This is a genomic window from Shigella flexneri 2a str. 301, assembly GCF_000006925.2.
Lineage (GTDB): Bacteria > Pseudomonadota > Gammaproteobacteria > Enterobacterales > Enterobacteriaceae > ECMA0423.
This window is the reverse complement of record NC_004337.2, coordinates 1,707,107-1,723,169: the sequence shown is the minus strand read 5'-3', so window position 1 is coordinate 1,723,169 and position 16,063 is coordinate 1,707,107. Positions and strand designations below refer to the sequence as shown.

Annotated in this window: 8 protein-coding genes, 3 pseudogenes and 2 other annotated features; of the genes and pseudogenes, 5 read left to right on the top strand and 6 right to left on the bottom strand. The window is 51.6% G+C overall.

What is annotated here, in order from left to right:
• The first annotated feature begins 200 nt into the window (after positions 1 to 200).
• The gene (gene ribE / locus SF1690) at positions 201 to 842 is read left to right on the top strand and encodes a riboflavin synthase subunit alpha (protein NP_707562.1); all 642 of its coding nucleotides are present in this window, start codon (positions 201 to 203) and stop codon (positions 840 to 842) included.
• A 39-nt stretch (positions 843 to 881) separates the two neighbouring features.
• On the opposite strand, the gene cfa is transcribed toward ribE, so the two are convergent.
• On the bottom strand, positions 882 to 2,030 hold the full coding sequence (gene cfa / locus SF1689; protein NP_707561.1) for a cyclopropane fatty acyl phospholipid synthase: 1,149 nt from the start codon (positions 2,028 to 2,030) through the stop codon (positions 882 to 884).
• Between the two features lie 290 nt (positions 2,031 to 2,320).
• Positions 2,321 to 3,532 carry a transporter gene (gene ydhC / locus SF1688; protein ID NP_707560.1) on the bottom strand — a complete coding sequence of 404 codons (1,212 nt, stop codon included), beginning with the start codon at positions 3,530 to 3,532 and terminating at the stop codon, positions 2,321 to 2,323.
• Between the two features lie 112 nt (positions 3,533 to 3,644).
• Between ydhC and ydhB the strand changes: the two genes are divergently transcribed.
• Positions 3,645 to 4,586 (top strand): DNA-binding transcriptional regulator, encoded by a 942-nt coding sequence (gene ydhB, locus SF1687; RefSeq protein NP_707559.1) that lies wholly within the window; start codon positions 3,645 to 3,647, stop codon positions 4,584 to 4,586.
• A 115-nt stretch (positions 4,587 to 4,701) separates the two neighbouring features.
• Here ydhB and SF1686 read toward each other — a convergent pair.
• A pseudogene (locus SF1686) lies at positions 4,702 to 5,637 on the bottom strand.
• Positions 5,638 to 6,190: 553 nt separating this feature from the next.
• On the opposite strand from SF1686, the gene SF1685 reads away from it, so the two are divergent.
• A complete protein-coding gene (locus SF1685) occupies positions 6,191 to 7,360 on the top strand; it encodes a transporter (protein ID NP_707557.1) in 1,170 nt (389 codons plus the stop codon).
• 145 nt (positions 7,361 to 7,505) lie between these two features.
• Here SF1685 and sodB read toward each other — a convergent pair whose 3' ends face one another.
• Positions 7,506 to 8,087 carry a superoxide dismutase gene (sodB, locus tag SF1684; RefSeq protein ID NP_707556.1) on the bottom strand — a complete coding sequence of 194 codons (582 nt, stop codon included), beginning with the start codon at positions 8,085 to 8,087 and terminating at the stop codon, positions 7,506 to 7,508.
• Between the two features lie 127 nt (positions 8,088 to 8,214).
• Positions 8,215 to 9,042, bottom strand: coding sequence for a lipoprotein (gene ydhO / locus SF1683; protein ID NP_707555.2), 828 nt, complete (start codon positions 9,040 to 9,042; stop codon positions 8,215 to 8,217).
• A gap of 334 nt (positions 9,043 to 9,376) precedes the next feature.
• Between ydhO and ydhD the strand changes: the two genes are divergently transcribed.
• Together ydhD and SF1681 are read left to right on the top strand one after the other, a co-directional pair.
• Positions 9,377 to 9,724, top strand: a complete 348-nt coding sequence (ydhD, locus tag SF1682) for a glutaredoxin-4 (RefSeq protein NP_707554.1) — start codon at positions 9,377 to 9,379, stop codon at positions 9,722 to 9,724.
• 546 nt (positions 9,725 to 10,270) lie between these two features.
• Positions 10,271 to 11,475: a sequence feature (Similar to Escherichia coli K12 virulence protein gi: 1787702 (403 aa). BLAST with identity of 98% in 401 aa. This CDS contains an in-frame stop codon. The sequence has been checked and is believed to be correct.), on the top strand.
• A pseudogene (locus SF1681) lies at positions 10,271 to 11,475 on the top strand. It overlaps the preceding feature by 1,205 nt.
• Positions 11,476 to 11,522: 47 nt before the next feature.
• Positions 11,523 to 15,981 (bottom strand) — a sequence feature (Similar to Escherichia coli K12 member of ATP-dependent helicase superfamily II gi: 1787942 (1539 aa). BLAST with identity of 98% in 1486 aa. This CDS contains an in-frame stop codon. The sequence has been checked and is believed to be correct.).
• Here the strand turns inward: SF1681 and lhr are convergent.
• Positions 11,523 to 15,981 (bottom strand): annotated as a pseudogene (gene lhr, locus SF1680). (Overlaps the previous feature by 4,459 nt.)
• Positions 15,982 to 16,063: the final 82 nt, after the last annotated feature.

Below are 16,063 nucleotides of genomic sequence, written 5' to 3'. Positions count from 1 at the left end.
TTTGTAGTTATATGAGAGACTAAAAAGCCGCCTGAATGGGCAGCAAAAAGAAGAAGCAGGGGAAATTCAGTCTATTGTAGCGAGGATTTATTAATTCTCCAGTGAAAAAATAGCCATTCTTACCCCTTCACTGGTAAGGGCGTTTTCCACCTGCTATTGTGCTGAACAGAATGTCTTAACTGATTTCAGGAGTTGTAAGTATGTTTACGGGGATTGTACAGGGCACCGCAAAACTGGTGTCGATTGACGAGAAACCAAATTTTCGTACGCATGTGGTGGAGTTACCCGACCACATGCTGGACGGCCTGGAAACCGGTGCTTCCGTGGCGCATAACGGTTGCTGCCTGACCGTGACGGAAATTAACGGCAACCATGTCAGTTTTGACCTGATGAAAGAAACGTTACGCATTACCAATCTTGGCGATTTAAAAGTGGGGGATTGGGTAAACGTTGAGCGTGCGGCGAAATTCAGTGATGAAATTGGCGGACACTTAATGTCAGGTCATATTATGACCACCGCTGAAGTGGCGAAAATATTAACCTCGGAAAATAATCGCCAGATCTGGTTTAAAGTCCAGGATAGTCAGTTGATGAAATATATCCTGTACAAAGGATTTATTGGCATCGACGGTATTAGCCTGACCGTCGGCGAAGTCACGCCAACGCGTTTTTGCGTCCATTTAATTCCGGAAACACTGGAACGCACGACTCTTGGGAAGAAAAAACTTGGCGCACGCGTCAACATTGAAATCGATCCACAAACTCAGGCAGTGGTAGATACGGTAGAACGTGTGCTGGCGGCACGAGAAAATGCCATGAATCAACCAGGTACAGAAGCCTGATCTGAACTCGCCCCCGAAGAGGGGGCGATAGAATAGCCTTTAGCGAGCGACTCGAAGGCCGTTTTCAACACCGCGTGAGAACACCACCTGCCAGAGCTGAATATCACGGGCGCGGAAAGCACCTGCGCAGGCATTCAGATAATAGGTAAACATCCGTTTAAAGCGTTCACTGTAGTTATCCGCAATTTCTGGCCATGCGGCGAGGAATCGTTCATACCACGCCATCAACGTAGTATCGTAATCAGCACCGAAGTTATGCCAGTCTTCCATCACAAAGTGGGGTTCGCTGGATTGAGCAATCTGGCGTACAGAGGGCAGGCAACCGTTCGGAAAAATATATTTATTAATCCAGGGATCAACATTCAGATCGGTTTTTTTCGAACCGATAGTATGGAGCAGGAATATACCTTCCGGTTTCAAATTACGATCCACCACCGCAAAATAGGTATCGTAATTTTTCGGTCCGACGTGCTCGAACATCCCCACAGAAACAATACGATCAAACTGGTCGTTCAGGTCACGATAATCTTGCAGCAAAATGGTGACATCCAGGCCTTTACAGCGTTCCTGAGCCATTTTTTGCTGTTCGGCAGAAATGGTGACGCCGACCACGCTTACGTCATAGTTAGATGCCATGTAGTGCGCTAGTCCGCCCCAGCCGCAGCCAATATCCAGTACGCGCATCCCTGGTTTTAACTGCAATTTTTCACAAATCATTTTGAGCTTCGCCTGCTGGGCAGATTCCAGATTATCGGCATCTTTCCAGTAAGCGCAGGAATATTGCATGAAGGGATCAAGCATGCGGCTGAACAAGTCATTACCCAAATCGTAATGCTCCTTGCCGACTATCCAGGCACGTTTTTTACTCTGCAGATTGAAGAGACGAGCGCCGGCAATACGCAGCGTGTCTTTGAAATGATGGGGGAGTTGGTTCTCGAGACCTGCGCGTAAGACTTTGCTAAAAAACATATCCAGTCGGTCACATTCCCACCAGCCATCCATATAACTTTCGCCTAACCCCAAAGAGCCTTCCTGCAGAACGCGTTTAAAAAAATCGGGGTTTTTCACACGAATATCCGCCGGGGCAGAACCGTTAATGGCTATACCGGCACGGCTAAGTAATTCGTTGGCGATACGGTACCAGTTGTCATCCGGTACACTGACTTCTTCTATACACGATGAACTCATAGTTTCTCCATCACTGGTCGGTGATCAGAACCTTAAAACAGCGTAGACGCTTTTTGGGCTTTGTGAGAAATCTCGCAGAAAAAACCGCGAGTCTATAATCCGACGTAGAACAGAGGGAAAGGAGGAACCCTTGCCGAAATGACCATCCATAGTGAGTCGGGAACGATCCTGTCCCCGTAAAAACATAATATTTATCGTAGCTTTAACAACTCGAAATTAGTATAGGCCGCTAATTTCAATCATACAACAAAATTTTGTTAGCAGCCTAAGTATAAGTATATCGATATAGATCAGTGTGATTCGCTATGAGCGACTTCGGCATTGCCATGATTCGGGCAGTCAACTTCTTCACAACGTTGCATCATGTAACCCAGCGCGACCAGCACTACTGTTGATAACATCACGCTGGTGGTGGTGAGCAATGGCGTGCTGATACTAATAAGCCAGGAAACTACCAGACTTGCGAGGAAGCACAGACCCAGTTGCAGAGTGTTCTGCAACGCTGCGGCGCGACCGGTTGCATGTGGGAAGGGACGCAGCGCCTGGGCGACAACAATAGGGTAGATCGCGCCATTGGCAATCGCCATCACACAGAATGGGATCAGGATTTCGACCAGCGACACATGGCTAATGAAGCCCGCAGCCCAGGTCGCAATGACGCTGACAGCAAACAGCACCAGCAACCACGGTAATAACTGCTTGCCTTGCCATTTCTGCAGTGCGGCGCGACAGCCATAACCACCAATCAGAAACGCGATAGTTTGCGGGACATAACTTAAACCAATAACTGCCGGGCTGTAGCCCATTTCACTAAGGATGAACGGTGAACCGGTCAGCCATGCAAAAAAACTGGCTGAACAGGCTGAGTATATCAGCACGTTGCCGCGATAGGTTTTAGAACGTAGCAGGTCGGGTAAGGTCAGACCATCCTGACTATTGTTACGGGCCTTCGTCGTGGGTTTGAGCCAGAAAATAGGCAGAATCATTACCACGGTAATGGCATACAGGGTGGCCAAAATCGCCTGCCACGAAAAATGGACCATTATCCAGCTTCCTAACAGGGGAGCCAGTGCCGGAGACAGACCCACCAGCGGCATGATGGTCGCAAAAATACGGTTGACTTTCTGTGAACGATAATAATCTGTCACTAATGCTTGCCAGATAACCGGCGCGGCGCACACCCCCACAGCCTGTACAAAACGCAATACCAGCAGCGTGGCGGCGTTTTCTACCCACAGCATCCCCAGACTACCTAACGCAAAAATTGTCAGGCCGATTAATAACACCGGTTTACGACCATAACGGTCGGAGAGTGGCCCCCACAGAAGCTGGGCTGCGGCAAAACCGGCAAGGAACAGACTAAGGCTGGCACTGACAGCAGACGCAGGCGTTTGCAGGTCGGCCTGTATGGCGGCGAAAGCAGGCAGATACATATCGGTTGCCAGAAAACCGAGTACGCTCAAACCCGCCAGCCAGACTAAAAATCTTTTCCCAGGTTGCATGTATATTCTCTAAATCTCTCAATTAAACACCGCCGCAAAGTGTAGGGAGTGAAATTAGTGTTGTGAAACGGTAATATTTGATGACTGGTTTCAAAAATTTTGCAGGCAGACTATGTGGTCAGAATATTCACTCGAAGTTGTTGATGCGGTAGCGCGTAATGGTAGTTTTAGCGCTGCGGCACAGGAGCTGCATCGCGTTCCTTCTGCGGTCAGCTATACCGTGCGTCAGCTGGAAGAGTGGCTGGCGGTGCCGCTCTTTGAACGACGGCACCGTGATGTGGAGCTGACCGCTGCTGGAGCGTGGTTTCTCAAAGAAGGGCGCTCTGTTGTCAAAAAAATGCAGATCACCCGCCAGCAATGTCAGCAGATAGCGAACGGCTGGCGCGGTCAGTTAGCTATCGCAGTGGATAATATTGTCAGGCCAGAACGTACACGGCAGATGATCGTTGATTTTTATCGCCATTTTGATGATGTCGAACTTCTTGTCTTTCAGGAAGTGTTCAACGGTGTCTGGGATGCGCTTTCCGACGGGCGCGTGGAACTGGCAATTGGCGCAACACGCGCGATTCCGGTAGGCGGTCGTTATGCCTTCCGGGATATGGGGATGCTAAGCTGGAGTTGCGTTGTTGCCAGTCACCACCCGCTGGCGTTGATGGATGGCCCGTTCAGCGATGATACGTTGCGCAACTGGCCGTCGTTGGTGCGCGAAGACACCTCGCGAACGCTACCTAAACGTATTACCTGGTTGCTGGATAACCAAAAAAGACTTGTCGTACCTGACTGGGAATCATCGGCAACCTGTATCTCGGCAGGATTATGCATAGGGATGGTGCCAACACATTTCGCCAAACCGTGGCTTAATGAGGGGAAGTGGGTAGCACTTGAACTGGAAAACCCCTTCCCGGATTCGGCATGTTGTCTGACATGGCAGCAAAATGATATGTCGCCTGCGTTAACCTGGCTGCTTGAGTATCTCAGCGATAGTGAGACGCTGAATAAGGAGTGGCTGCGGGAGCCGGAACAGACTCCCGCAACGGGTGATTATCGTCGATAGTCGCGGAACGGGCCGTCAGCCACGGACCGGCGTTCAATCAAACGCGGATGCTCTTCAATGGAGTGCGGTTCTTCACGTTTGTTGACGATACGATCCAACAGCATGTGAACGCTGTTCACCCAGCGAATCTTTTGGCTGATGGATCGTGGTCAGCGCCGGCGTAAGAAGCGCGCGTGCGCACGTTCGTGGTCAGCGCCGGCGTAAAATAGCGCGCGTTGCGCACGTTATCATAACCGATCAGCGAAACATCCTGCGGGACGCGCAGGCCCATTTCATCAGCAGCACAAAGTGCGCCCATTGCCATGATATCGCCACCACAGAAGACGGCAGTAGGGCGATGCGGCTGCGACAGGATTTGCTGCATGGCGCGATAACCGGATTCAGGTTCAAAGTCACCCTGCACAATCCAGCTTTCCGGCACCTTGATCATCGCTTCTTCCATCGCCTTCATAAAACCGGCAAGGCGGCCTGCGCCGGTGTTACGTTCCAGCGGGCCGGGGATGACGCCGATTTCGCGGTGACCGCGTTCAATCAGATAACGCCCGGCCATGTAGCCGCCTTCGAACGCGTTATCAATGACCGCATCGGTGAAGTCAGCTTTTGCTTCACCCCAGTCCATCACCACCATTGGGATATGGCGATACTCTTCCAGCATCGCCAGCAACGGCTCTGGGTACTCAGAACACATCACCAGCAGACCATCGACGCGTTTTTGCGCCATCATCGACAGATAAGCCCGCTGTTTCTCAAGATTGTTCCACGCATTACCCAGAATCAGGGTGTAACCTTTCTGGAAGCAATTTTTTTCAACTGCTTCAATGATCTCGGCAAAATAGGCCGCTTCGCTGCTGGTCGCCAGCAAACCGATAGACTTGGTGTGGTTAACCTTCAGGCTACGCGCCACCGCGCTAGGGGAGTAGTGTAATTCTTTAATCGCTGCCCACACGGCGTTGCGCGTTTCTTCAGCGACGAAACGTGTTTTGTTGATCACGTGTGACACAGTTGTAGTGGAAACGTTTGCTCGTTTCGCTACATCTTTTATTGTTGCCATTCCATTTCACTCCAGACCCTAACTTCAGCTCCTGCAAAATCGCAAGGTAAACGTTTGCCTTTACACACCTTACGCACAACAAAAGTGTTGCGGTACGCCGGAAAAACGACACGGAGCGTCAGGAAGGGGTCAATGGCCAGTACGCAAATAGTGTAAGCGTGGAATTTTGGCCGATCTTGACGAAAAGGGGAAGTGGTAAAAACACTTATCATTATAAATGACGGGAGATTTTTTCATCACAGTGTGTAAAAATGCGTAATATCACTTTTTGTGTGGTAATAAAAAAGGAGAAAACTTGATGAGCACCGACCTTAAATTTTCACTGGTAACAACGGTTATCGTCCTCGGTTTGATCGTAGCCGTGGGTTTGACTGCCGCGCTGCACTGATTTCCTCTCGAGGGAGCGCGTTCTCCCTCGCATCTCCTTCCTGTTTGTTAGCAAAATGGCAAAAGTGTTTTCTCTTTTTGTTATTTTCATTTTTTTGTGATTGCTGTCATGCTTTCGCCACTTTAATGAATATCGCGTAATGACGCGAAGAGGTGGAGATAAGGCATGAAAATTAACTATCCGTTGCTGGCGCTGGCGATTGGCGCGTTTGGTATCGGGACAACGGAGTTCTCGCCAATGGGCTTGTTGCCCGTCATTGCGCGCGGTGTGGATGTCTCGATTCCCGCTGCCGGAATGTTAATCAGTGCCTATGCAGTTGGCGTAATGGTGGGCGCGCCGCTGATGACGCTTCTACTTTCTCATCGTGCCCGCCGCAGTGCGTTGATTTTCCTGATGGCAATTTTCACGCTAGGCAACGTTCTTTCCGCCATCGCGCCGGATTATATGACCCTGATGCTTTCACGTATTTTGACCAGCCTGAATCACGGAGCATTTTTTGGTTTGGGTTCAGTCGTGGCCGCAAGCGTGGTGCCAAAACATAAACAGGCCAGCGCAGTTGCCACTATGTTTATGGGGTTAACCCTGGCAAATATCGGTGGCGTGCCGGCGGCGACCTGGTTGGGTGAAACCATCGGCTGGCGGATGTCATTTCTGGCAACGGCGGGGCTGGGAGTGATTTCAATGGTAAGTCTGTTCTTCTCATTACCTAAAGGTGGTACAGGGGCACGACCTGAAGTGAAAAAAGAGCTGGCGGTATTAATGCGTCCGCAGGTGCTGTCTGCATTGCTGACGACGGTACTGGGAGCTGGTGCAATGTTTACCCTCTACACCTATATCTCTCCGGTACTGCAAAGTATTACCCACGCAACACCGGTGTTCGTCACGGCAATGCTGGTGCTGATTGGTGTCGGATTCTCTATCGGTAACTATCTCGGCGGCAAACTGGCAGATCGTTCAGTTAACGGCACGTTGAAAGGCTTTTTGTTGCTGCTGATGGTGATTATGCTGGCAATCCCGTTCCTGGCCCGCAATGAGTTCGGCGCAGCTATTAGCATGGTGGTGTGGGGCGCAGCAACCTTTGCGGTTGTACCTCCGTTACAGATGCGCGTGATGCATGTCGCCAGTGAAGCGCCAGGTCTGTCTTCATCAGTCAATATTGGTGCCTTTAATCTTGGAAATGCGCTGGGAGCAGCTGCTGGTGGTGCGGTAATTTCCGCTGGGCTGGGATACAGCTTTGTGCCGGTGACGGGGGCGATTGTCGCGGGACTGGCATTATTGCTGGTGTTTATGTCAGCCAGAAAACAACCTGAAACAGTTTGCGTTGCTAACAGCTAATTAAACAAAAACGCAGAAGGATAACCTTCTGCGTTACAGTTGCTGACAACGTGCGATTTATCTTGCCGAATGCGCTGTTAACGCCTCATCCGCGTTGGCATGGTAAGCGAAGCGCATCAGGCAATGCTGCATTTGCCATCAGTTATTATGCAGCGAGATTTTTCGCTACGAATTCCCAGTTCACCAGCGCCCAGAAGTGCTCCAGATAGCCAGGACGTGCATTGCGATAGTCGATGTAATAAGCGTGTTCCCAGACATCAACGGTCAGCAGCGGAGTCGCATCGGTGGTCAGCGGAGTACCCGCGTTAGAGGTTGAAACGATAGCCAGTTTGCCATCGCTGTTTTTCACCAGCCAGGTCCAGCCAGAACCAAAGTTTTTGATCGCTGCATCAGTAAACTGCGCTTTGAAATCGGCAAAGCTGCCAAAAGATGCGGCGATAGCTTCAGCGACTTTTCCAGTCGGTTCGCCACCGGCGTTCGGTGCCAGGCAGTTCCAGTAGAAAGTATGGTTCCAGACCTGAGCTGCGTTGTTGAATACGCCACCTTCAGAGCTGCGAATAATCTCTTCCAGTGATTTACCTTCAAACGCGGTACCTTTAATCAGGTTGTTCAGGTTAGTGACATAAGTCTGATGATGCTTGCCGTAGTGATACTCGATAGTTTCCGCAGAAATGTGCGGTGCCAGAGCATCTTTAGCATATGGTAGTGCAGGTAATTCGAATGACATTGCTACTCTCCTTTATTATTAATTTGCATACGTACAATAGCCTTATTGTGCGTATGGATAGGGTAGCAAATTAAAAGGTGAGACAAAAGATGAACTTACCCTGTTGCCGTAACAACAGGGTAAAGTTTTAGCGAAGTGTTTTTGGGGTCATTACCCGACGAGCGCCAACATAGTGGCGCTGCCAGTAGTCTTCACTGAGAGAAGTGATTTGAATTTCCTGACCTGTGCGCGGTGACTGAATAAATTTGCCGTTGCCGACATACACGCCGACATGATCGGCTGTACCGCGTCCCTGAGTACGGAAAAAGACCAGGTCGCCGTTTTTCAGCTCACTACGTTCGATAGGTCCTGCATCACGCAGGTGATACATTTCATTCGCCGTACGCGGAATACGAATTTTCACCAAATCTTTATAAGCGTAATAAACCAGGCCGCTGCAATCAAAACCGGTACGCGGTGAGCTGCCGCCCCAACGATATGGCTTACCAATTTGCTGCATCAGTTTATTCATTGCCACTTTCGTGGCTTTTTGCACCTTCGCTTTGTGCGCGTCGGCAAGGGTTCCTGACGCGGCATTTTTGACTTTCACACAATGCGATTTATAGCCCTTACGTTTGGTACACTTTTCGGTAAAGCTGGCTGAGGCCGTTTTATTGACGGCGTGTTTGCTGCGAGTTTTGGCGTTTTTAGAAGCGGTAATGGAAGATTTTTTAACAGAAGAAGCGGTTTTGCTTTTGGTCATACTTTTACTGGCGGCTTTTTTCGCTGTTTTCTGGCTGGCTTTCTGGGTCTTTTTGGTGGTTGCCGTGCTTTTCTTTTTATCTGCTTTTTTGGTGATATGAGTGGTAGCAGAACTCTCCCTGGCTTGCTTTGAAGCATGGGCCATAGGCGTTAAAGGCAGGGTGGTAAAAAGTAAAGCACAGAGCGTGATCGAAATACGGTTTATCCGCGCCACTGAGCGTCCCTCTGTTAAGGCAGGTCTATCATGCCTGCGTCTGATTTACAAAACTTGATGATTCTAATGCATAGAAGAAGAGAAAGTTAATAGCTTTTATTGTTAAAAAATACGTTTCGTTGGCGAGCGCAAAAAAATGCAGCAGTGAAAGCTAAAAATGGTTATAAATACGCCAGTTTGCCGCGCATCAGAGAAGAAACGAATATTTGAAATGCAACAAATAGAGCAAAGGGATAAAATAGCAAAAGCGTGATGAAAATGTTATTTTCCGATGCCGCACTGACCCGCTACAATGTCAGATTACTGCCGTAAAGAAGTTTGAGGAAGCAAGACAATGAGCACCACTATCGAAAAAATCCAACGCCAGATTGCTGAAAACCCGATCCTGCTGTACATGAAAGGTTCACCGAAACTGCCGAGCTGCGGTTTCTCTGCCCAGGCAGTCCAGGCGCTTGCCGCATGTGGCGAACGTTTTGCCTATGTTGATATTCTGCAGAATCCGGACATTCGTGCGGAACTGCCGAAATATGCTAACTGGCCGACCTTCCCGCAACTGTGGGTTGACGGCGAGCTGGTCGGCGGTTGTGATATCGTGATCGAAATGTATCAGCGTGGCGAACTGCAGCAGCTGATCAAAGAAACTGCCGCTAAATACAAGTCTGAAGAGCCGGACGCGGAATAATCCGTCCTGCAATACTGACGGATGCGAACGGGCATCCGTCAGTCCTTTATCCGGTGCGCCGTAAAACCTCGTCCTTCAGGGCGGGGATATAAGGCGCGGTTTTCCACCTGACCAGGTGTTTGCTGTTGTTCAATGTACTGGCGGATGACGGATATTGGCGCACCTTCGCAGCTACTGGCAAAATAGCCAGGACTCCACAAAACGCCTTTTGTAGTAATACCTGACTGCATATCTGGTCGATCTCGTCGCAGTAACCTACCCGATACGCCTTTGAGGCTGTTTACCAGACTGGATATCGCCAGTTTGGGAGGTTAGTTAATTAACAAATGGACGTGATCTGGTTCGCCATCCATTTCAACCAGTTCAGCTTCAAAATAAGCACATACATTTGAAAAGTAAGTGCGTAGTTTTTCTGTCGCGTCATGGTCAAAAATCTGGCGTCGGTATCTGGTGACAAAGACTAGGTGAACATGCATCAGGAAAACACAATGCCTTCCACGCCGGATATCGGTTTCTTTTTTCACAGACCAAAGTATCATTTGACCTGTGAAACGATTACAGGCATTTAAATTCCAGTTAAGACCAGGTGGTCAACAGGAGTGTGAAATGAGGCGCTTCGCAGGCGCATGTCGTTTCGTTTTCAATCGTGCTCTGGCACGTCAGAATGAGAATCATGAGGCCGGTAATAAATACATCCCTTACGGGAAAATGGCTTCCTGGCTGGTTGAGTGGAAAAATGCCACTGAAACGCAATGGCTTAAAGATTCTCCCTCACAGCCATTGCAACAGTCACTGAAAGACCTTGAGCGGGCTTACAAAAACTTCTTCCGGAAGCGGGCTGCTTTTCCCCGATTCAAAAAGTGGTGACAGAATGATGCATTCCGCTACCCGCAGGGCGTTAAGCTCGATCAGGAAAACAGCCGTATTTTTCTGCCGAAACTGGGCTGGATGCGCTACCGGAATAGCCGTCAGGTCACGGGTGTTGTGAAAAATGTCACTGTCAGCCAGTCCTGCGGTACGTGGTACATCAGTATTCAGACAGAAAGTGAAGTATCCACTCCGGCTCACCCTTCAGCATCAATGGTCGGGCTGGATGCTGGCGTGGCTAAACTCGCCACGCTGTCAGATGGCACAGTCTTTGAGCCTGTAAACAGTTTTCAGAAAAACCAGAAGACGCTGGCGAGACTTCAGCGACAGTTAAGCCGGAAGGTCAAATTCAGCAACAACTGGCAGAAGCAGAAACGCAAAATACAGCGACTGCATTCCTGTATCGCAAATATCCGCAGGGACTACCTTCACAAAGTCACAACGACCGTCAGCAAAAACCACGCAATGATAGTCATTGAGGATTTGAAGGTCAGCAACATGTCAAAGTCAGCAGCGGGTACGGTCAGCCAGCCGGGGCGCAATGTCCGGGCAAAATCAGGTTTAAACCGTTCGATACTGGATCAGGGCTGGTATGAAATGCGCCGCCAGCTTGAGTACAAGCAGCTCTGGAGTGGCGGTCAGGTGCTTGCTGTTCCGCCAGCGTACACAAGCCAGCGTTGCGCGTGCTGTGGTCATACAGCGAAAGAAAACCGCCTGTCACAAAGTAAATTCAGATGCCAGGTATGTGGATATACAGCGAACGCCGATGTAAATGGCGCTCGTAACATTTTAGCGGCGGGGCACGCCGTTCTTGCCTGTGGAGAGATGGTGCAGTCAGGCCGCTCGTTGAAGCAGGAACCCACCGAAATGATTCAGGCGACAGCTTGAACGTAGCAGGGAACCACGTCTTTCAGGGCGTGGAGGATGTCAACTATCCCCAATCCAGCCCTTGTGGCGAACTTGAAAATCCCGCCTCACGCAGCAGCGTAAACATCGGCGTTTGCCGGACCGGAAGATCATTCACTTCTGTTAGCGTAAAGCGCAGCCTTGGTTCGCGACGCAGTGCGGTGGTCAGCGCCTGGAAAATCTCTGGGGCGAGTAATTCCTCCTTTTCCTGCCAGACCAGCATTTTTTTGCCGCCTTGCGCCAGATAGAGTAACAATTTGCCGCCAGAAACGACCACCAGCGCACCCGCCCGACGCGTTGGTACCAGCGTTGCCGGATGTGCAGCCCAGGGCAGAAGATTTCCCCACACATTAGCCGGATCGTTGGCGGAGAGCGCCACTGGTGTATAGTGGCGTGTTTGCGTGGCTTGTGTCGCCAGATCGCGCAATCGGTCAATAGTCAGACGTTCAGCGAATTGCGCGCCACCCAGACCTTCTACAAAACGACCTCGCATAATTCGCCCGGAGTCTTCCATACTTCGACAAAGTGTTTGCATCGATGGAAACCCGCCAGGGATATTTTCGGCTATCACCGCCTGACGACTGATGATGCCGTAGCGGTCGAGCATATTTTCCGCCAGCGCCAGCATCCTTTCGGTATCGTTTAGTGGCTCCACCTGCAATAACGACCAGCGTCCAGCCAGATTTGGTGTGTTGTAAGATACCCGCGGCGAGACGGGTTGTGCATAGACAGGACGCCCACGACGAGCCCGGTGACTGCGGCGAGTTGAGGTGCGTGCGTTGGAACTGCTGCGGGTGAGGGCGCGTAACGGTGCCCAAATATCGCTGGTAATGACGCCTTGCCAGACCAGCGCCCATAACGCCTCTTGCAGTGCCGAGGAATCAACCGATTCGACGATTTTATCGCGTATCCGTTGGCTGATTTGTTGTGCAAACCAGGCTCCTCCGTCAGCCAGAACAGCGATTATCGCTTGCTGCAGCGCCGAACGATTCGCCTGATCCGCTTCGGCGGGAGTGAACGATTCTGCGGCATATTTCTGTAGATGCAGTGCCACCAGGCCGTCATCTTCACCCAGCTTTTTTTTGTCCCGACCAGATAACCGCTCCGGTTGCCAGTAATTCATCGAGCATTTCTGGCGAATAGTCGCGTACGCGGGCAGGCAGGATCTGGCTTTCCCAGAGTGAGGCGGGTAAACCGACTCCGGCAAGCTGTTCGATCACCCGCATCACTCCATCTACGCCCTCATAAACGCCTGGAGATGTTGAGGCAAAGAGCGCCGGGCTACCATCGGTGGCGGGTAATACGCCCTGACGTTCCAGCAGCAATCGCGCATAGGTCGTGGCTGCAACGGGACGCGTCGCTTCTCTGGCGGCTTGCAGCGAGCGCAAACGCAGACGACGAAATACTTCATCGCTCACCCAGATGTCTTGTTGCAGATTCATCACCAGACCCTGTTCACGCAGTTGCTGAAGCTGCTCTTCGACAATGGCAATACCGAGACTAAACTCATGAGCCAGTTGTTCAGCCGTGACCAGAGCATGAGCCCGGAGATAGCGCAGAAAGAGGTCGCGAAGCGGGTAACTGACTCTATGTAAATAAATCTCTGGCAATGACTCTGGTAGCCGTACGCCGAGGGCATCACGCAGCCTGGCGGCATCATCCATACAGGCAAGACGCTCCTGTCCGCTAATCATCGCTGGGAAGATTCGTTTTACTGCAAGAAGATTTTCCAGATACGACGCAACCTCTTCACTGCTGCCTGTATGCCGTTGCGCCAGGTCTTCAACGGTCATTGGCCCCAGTTCGCGCAGCAGGTCGAACAATCCTTCTTCACCTTTCGCTCTTCTACCAGGAGCCAGTCGTTGCAACTCTTCTTCCACCTGGCGAATGACCTGCGGGTCGAGTAATTCCCCCGGATCGACCTGTCCGAGTAGATTGCGCAGTAACTCGCTGTCCAGCGACAGTACGGATGCCCGGCGCTCTGCCAGCGGGGCGTCGCTCTGGTACATAAATTCCGCGACATAGCCGAACAATAAACTTGTGGCGAAAGGCGAGGGCGTAGTGGTCGTTACATCGGATATTTGAATTTCGCCACCGTTCAGGCGACGCATCAAACGTTCCAGTGCGGGAAGATCATAAACATCTTGCAGACATTCGCGTAGGGTTTCGAGAATGACCGGAAAATCCGGATATCCCTGAGCGATTTCCAGCAACTGACTGGCGCGCAGCCGTTGTTGCCAAAGCGGGGTGCGATGGCCCGGCGTGCGGCCCGGCATTAATAATGCCCGCGCGGCGCATTCGCGAAAACGGGCGGCGAAAAGTGCCGAGCTGCCTACCGCCTCGCGGACAATTTGCAGCAACTTTTCTGGTTAAAACAAAAAAATCGCGGCGTCGGGCAATTTACCATCAGTGTCAGGAATGCGCGCAACAATGCTGTCATCACTGGCGACCACAGACGCGTCAGCGCCCCATAGGGCATGTATTCGCCCGGCAATCGCCAGCGCCCAGGGTTCATGCACCCGTCTTCCATAGGGAGAGTGCAAAATAATACGCCAGTCGCCAATTTCATCACGGCACCGTTCGAGGACCAGATGGCGACTCCCCGGAACGATGCCCGTCGCGTTGCGTTGCTCGTCAATCAACCCCTGAATATTGGCGTTCGTATTTTCTTCTGCCAGCCACGGGGGAATAGTCCCGGAAAAGAACGCGCCATCCGCCAGTAAATGAAGAAAATCGCCGATCATCTCGCCTAATTCAGCCGGACGTCCGTTACCTTCACCACGCCAGAAGGGGAGCTGGGCAGAACGACCCGGAGCAGGAGTCACAATCACCTGATCGCGGGTGATTTGCTGGATCCGCCATGAGGTAGCGCCGAGAGTGATAATGTCGTTCACCCGCGACTCATATACCATCTCCTCATCCAGTTCACCCACCCGCCGCGAACCGGCCTTTTCTTCACCTTCGGGTAATAACACGCTATACATGCCACGATCCGGAATGGTGCCGCCGCTGGTAACCGCCAACAATTGAGCGCCAGGTCGGGCGGTCAATATCCCGGTCTCCCTGTTCCAGACCAGTTTGGGGCGAAAAGCAGAAAAATCGCCAGAGGGATAGCGCCCGGAAAGCATATCCAGCGTGGCGTCAAAAACACGTCTTGGCAGATCTTTCCACGGTGCGGTACGGCGTACGCGGGAGTACCATTCGTCTACCTGTAATGCATCCATCGCCGCGGCGGCAACGGTTTGCTGCGCAAGGACGTCGAGAGGATTATGCGGTGGTGTCAGGTTTTCCAGCCTGCCTGCGAACATACACTCTACAATGACTGCGGAATCGACTAAATCACGCCGGGTACGGGGGAAAAACAGCCCTTTAGATACACCGCCAACCTGATGTCCGGCGCGACCAATGCGTTGTAACCCACTGGCAACAGAAAGCGGCGTTGCCACCTGAATCACCAGATCCACCGCGCCCATATCAATCCCCAGTTCAAGACTGGAGGTTGCGACCACGCAGCGTAATTCACCCGATTTCAGCGCCTGTTCGGTGATTGCTCGTTGTTCTTTAGAGACGGAGCCGTGGTGTGAGCGGGCAATAAAAACGTCGCTACTTTGTACACGGTTAGAGGTTGCGCCGGAGGTCGACTCGAAATGGGCCGCATCAACGGCGATAGACGGGGAACGCTGTAAGCGTGCGGCGTAAAGCTCATTTAATCGTGCCGTCAGTTTTTCCGCCAGCCCGCGTGAATTAGTAAAGACAATGGTCGAGCGATGGCGCAACACTTCATCAAGGATACCCGTTTCAATATATGGCCAGATGGAGCCTTCCCGGCCGGCATGGCTGTCTTCGCCGGTGCCGCTGGCGACCGATGAGACATCATCCATATTGGCGACCGGTACGACAATTCGTATCTGCGGATGGCGCATTGCGGGCGGGTTGACTACCGTAACCGGGCGATCGCCACCAAGAAATGCTGCCACATCGCTGGCTGAGCGCACAGTGGCAGAAAGGCCAATTCGCTGTGCTGAGGTGTGGAGCAGCGCATCGAGCCGCTCCAGACTTAACGCCAGATGCGCACCACGTTTACTGCCCGCTACCGCGTGGACTTCATCAATAATTACCGTTTCGCCGCGCCGCCGCCGTTCATCGGCAATACCCTTCAACGGGATCTGCAAGTTGCGCTGAACGTCGGTGCCCAGGGCTTTTATCGGTGAAATATAGAGGATGCGTGAGGTTTTACGCTTATGCGCCTCGCGGGTATCTTCGCCGCCTTCGCGGAAGAGCCGATCGAGGGCGTAGAGAAATGCTGCCAGCGTTTTCCCGGAGCCAGTCGGTGCAATCACCAGCGCATGTTCGCCTCGCGCCGCCACATGCCAGGTTTGCGACTGGACAGCGGTCGGCTGTTTAAAGGCGCGAAGAAACCAGTCGCGGGTCGCCGGTGAAAACACGTCCGGCAGGAGCGATGAAGGGTCTGGATTATCTGCCATTAACGCTATTCCCTGTGAATATCATGCTTGATGCGTGGAATAGCCTCACTATAGATGCCTGAATCATTGCATGTCATCAGGC

Bases quoted from the DNA above. Each gene is read 5' to 3' on its own strand.
- ribE (NP_707562.1), top strand. From the start codon at position 201: ATGTTTACGGGGATTGTACAGGGCACCGCAAAACTGGTGTCGATTGAC.
- cfa (NP_707561.1), bottom strand. From the start codon at position 2,030: ATGAGTTCATCGTGTATAGAAGAAGTCAGTGTACCGGATGACAACTGG.
- ydhC (NP_707560.1), bottom strand. From the start codon at position 3,532: ATGCAACCTGGGAAAAGATTTTTAGTCTGGCTGGCGGGTTTGAGCGTA.
- ydhB (NP_707559.1), top strand. From the start codon at position 3,645: ATGTGGTCAGAATATTCACTCGAAGTTGTTGATGCGGTAGCGCGTAAT.
- SF1685 (NP_707557.1), top strand. From the start codon at position 6,191: ATGAAAATTAACTATCCGTTGCTGGCGCTGGCGATTGGCGCGTTTGGT.
- sodB (NP_707556.1), bottom strand. From the start codon at position 8,087: ATGTCATTCGAATTACCTGCACTACCATATGCTAAAGATGCTCTGGCA.
- ydhD (NP_707554.1), top strand. From the start codon at position 9,377: ATGAGCACCACTATCGAAAAAATCCAACGCCAGATTGCTGAAAACCCG.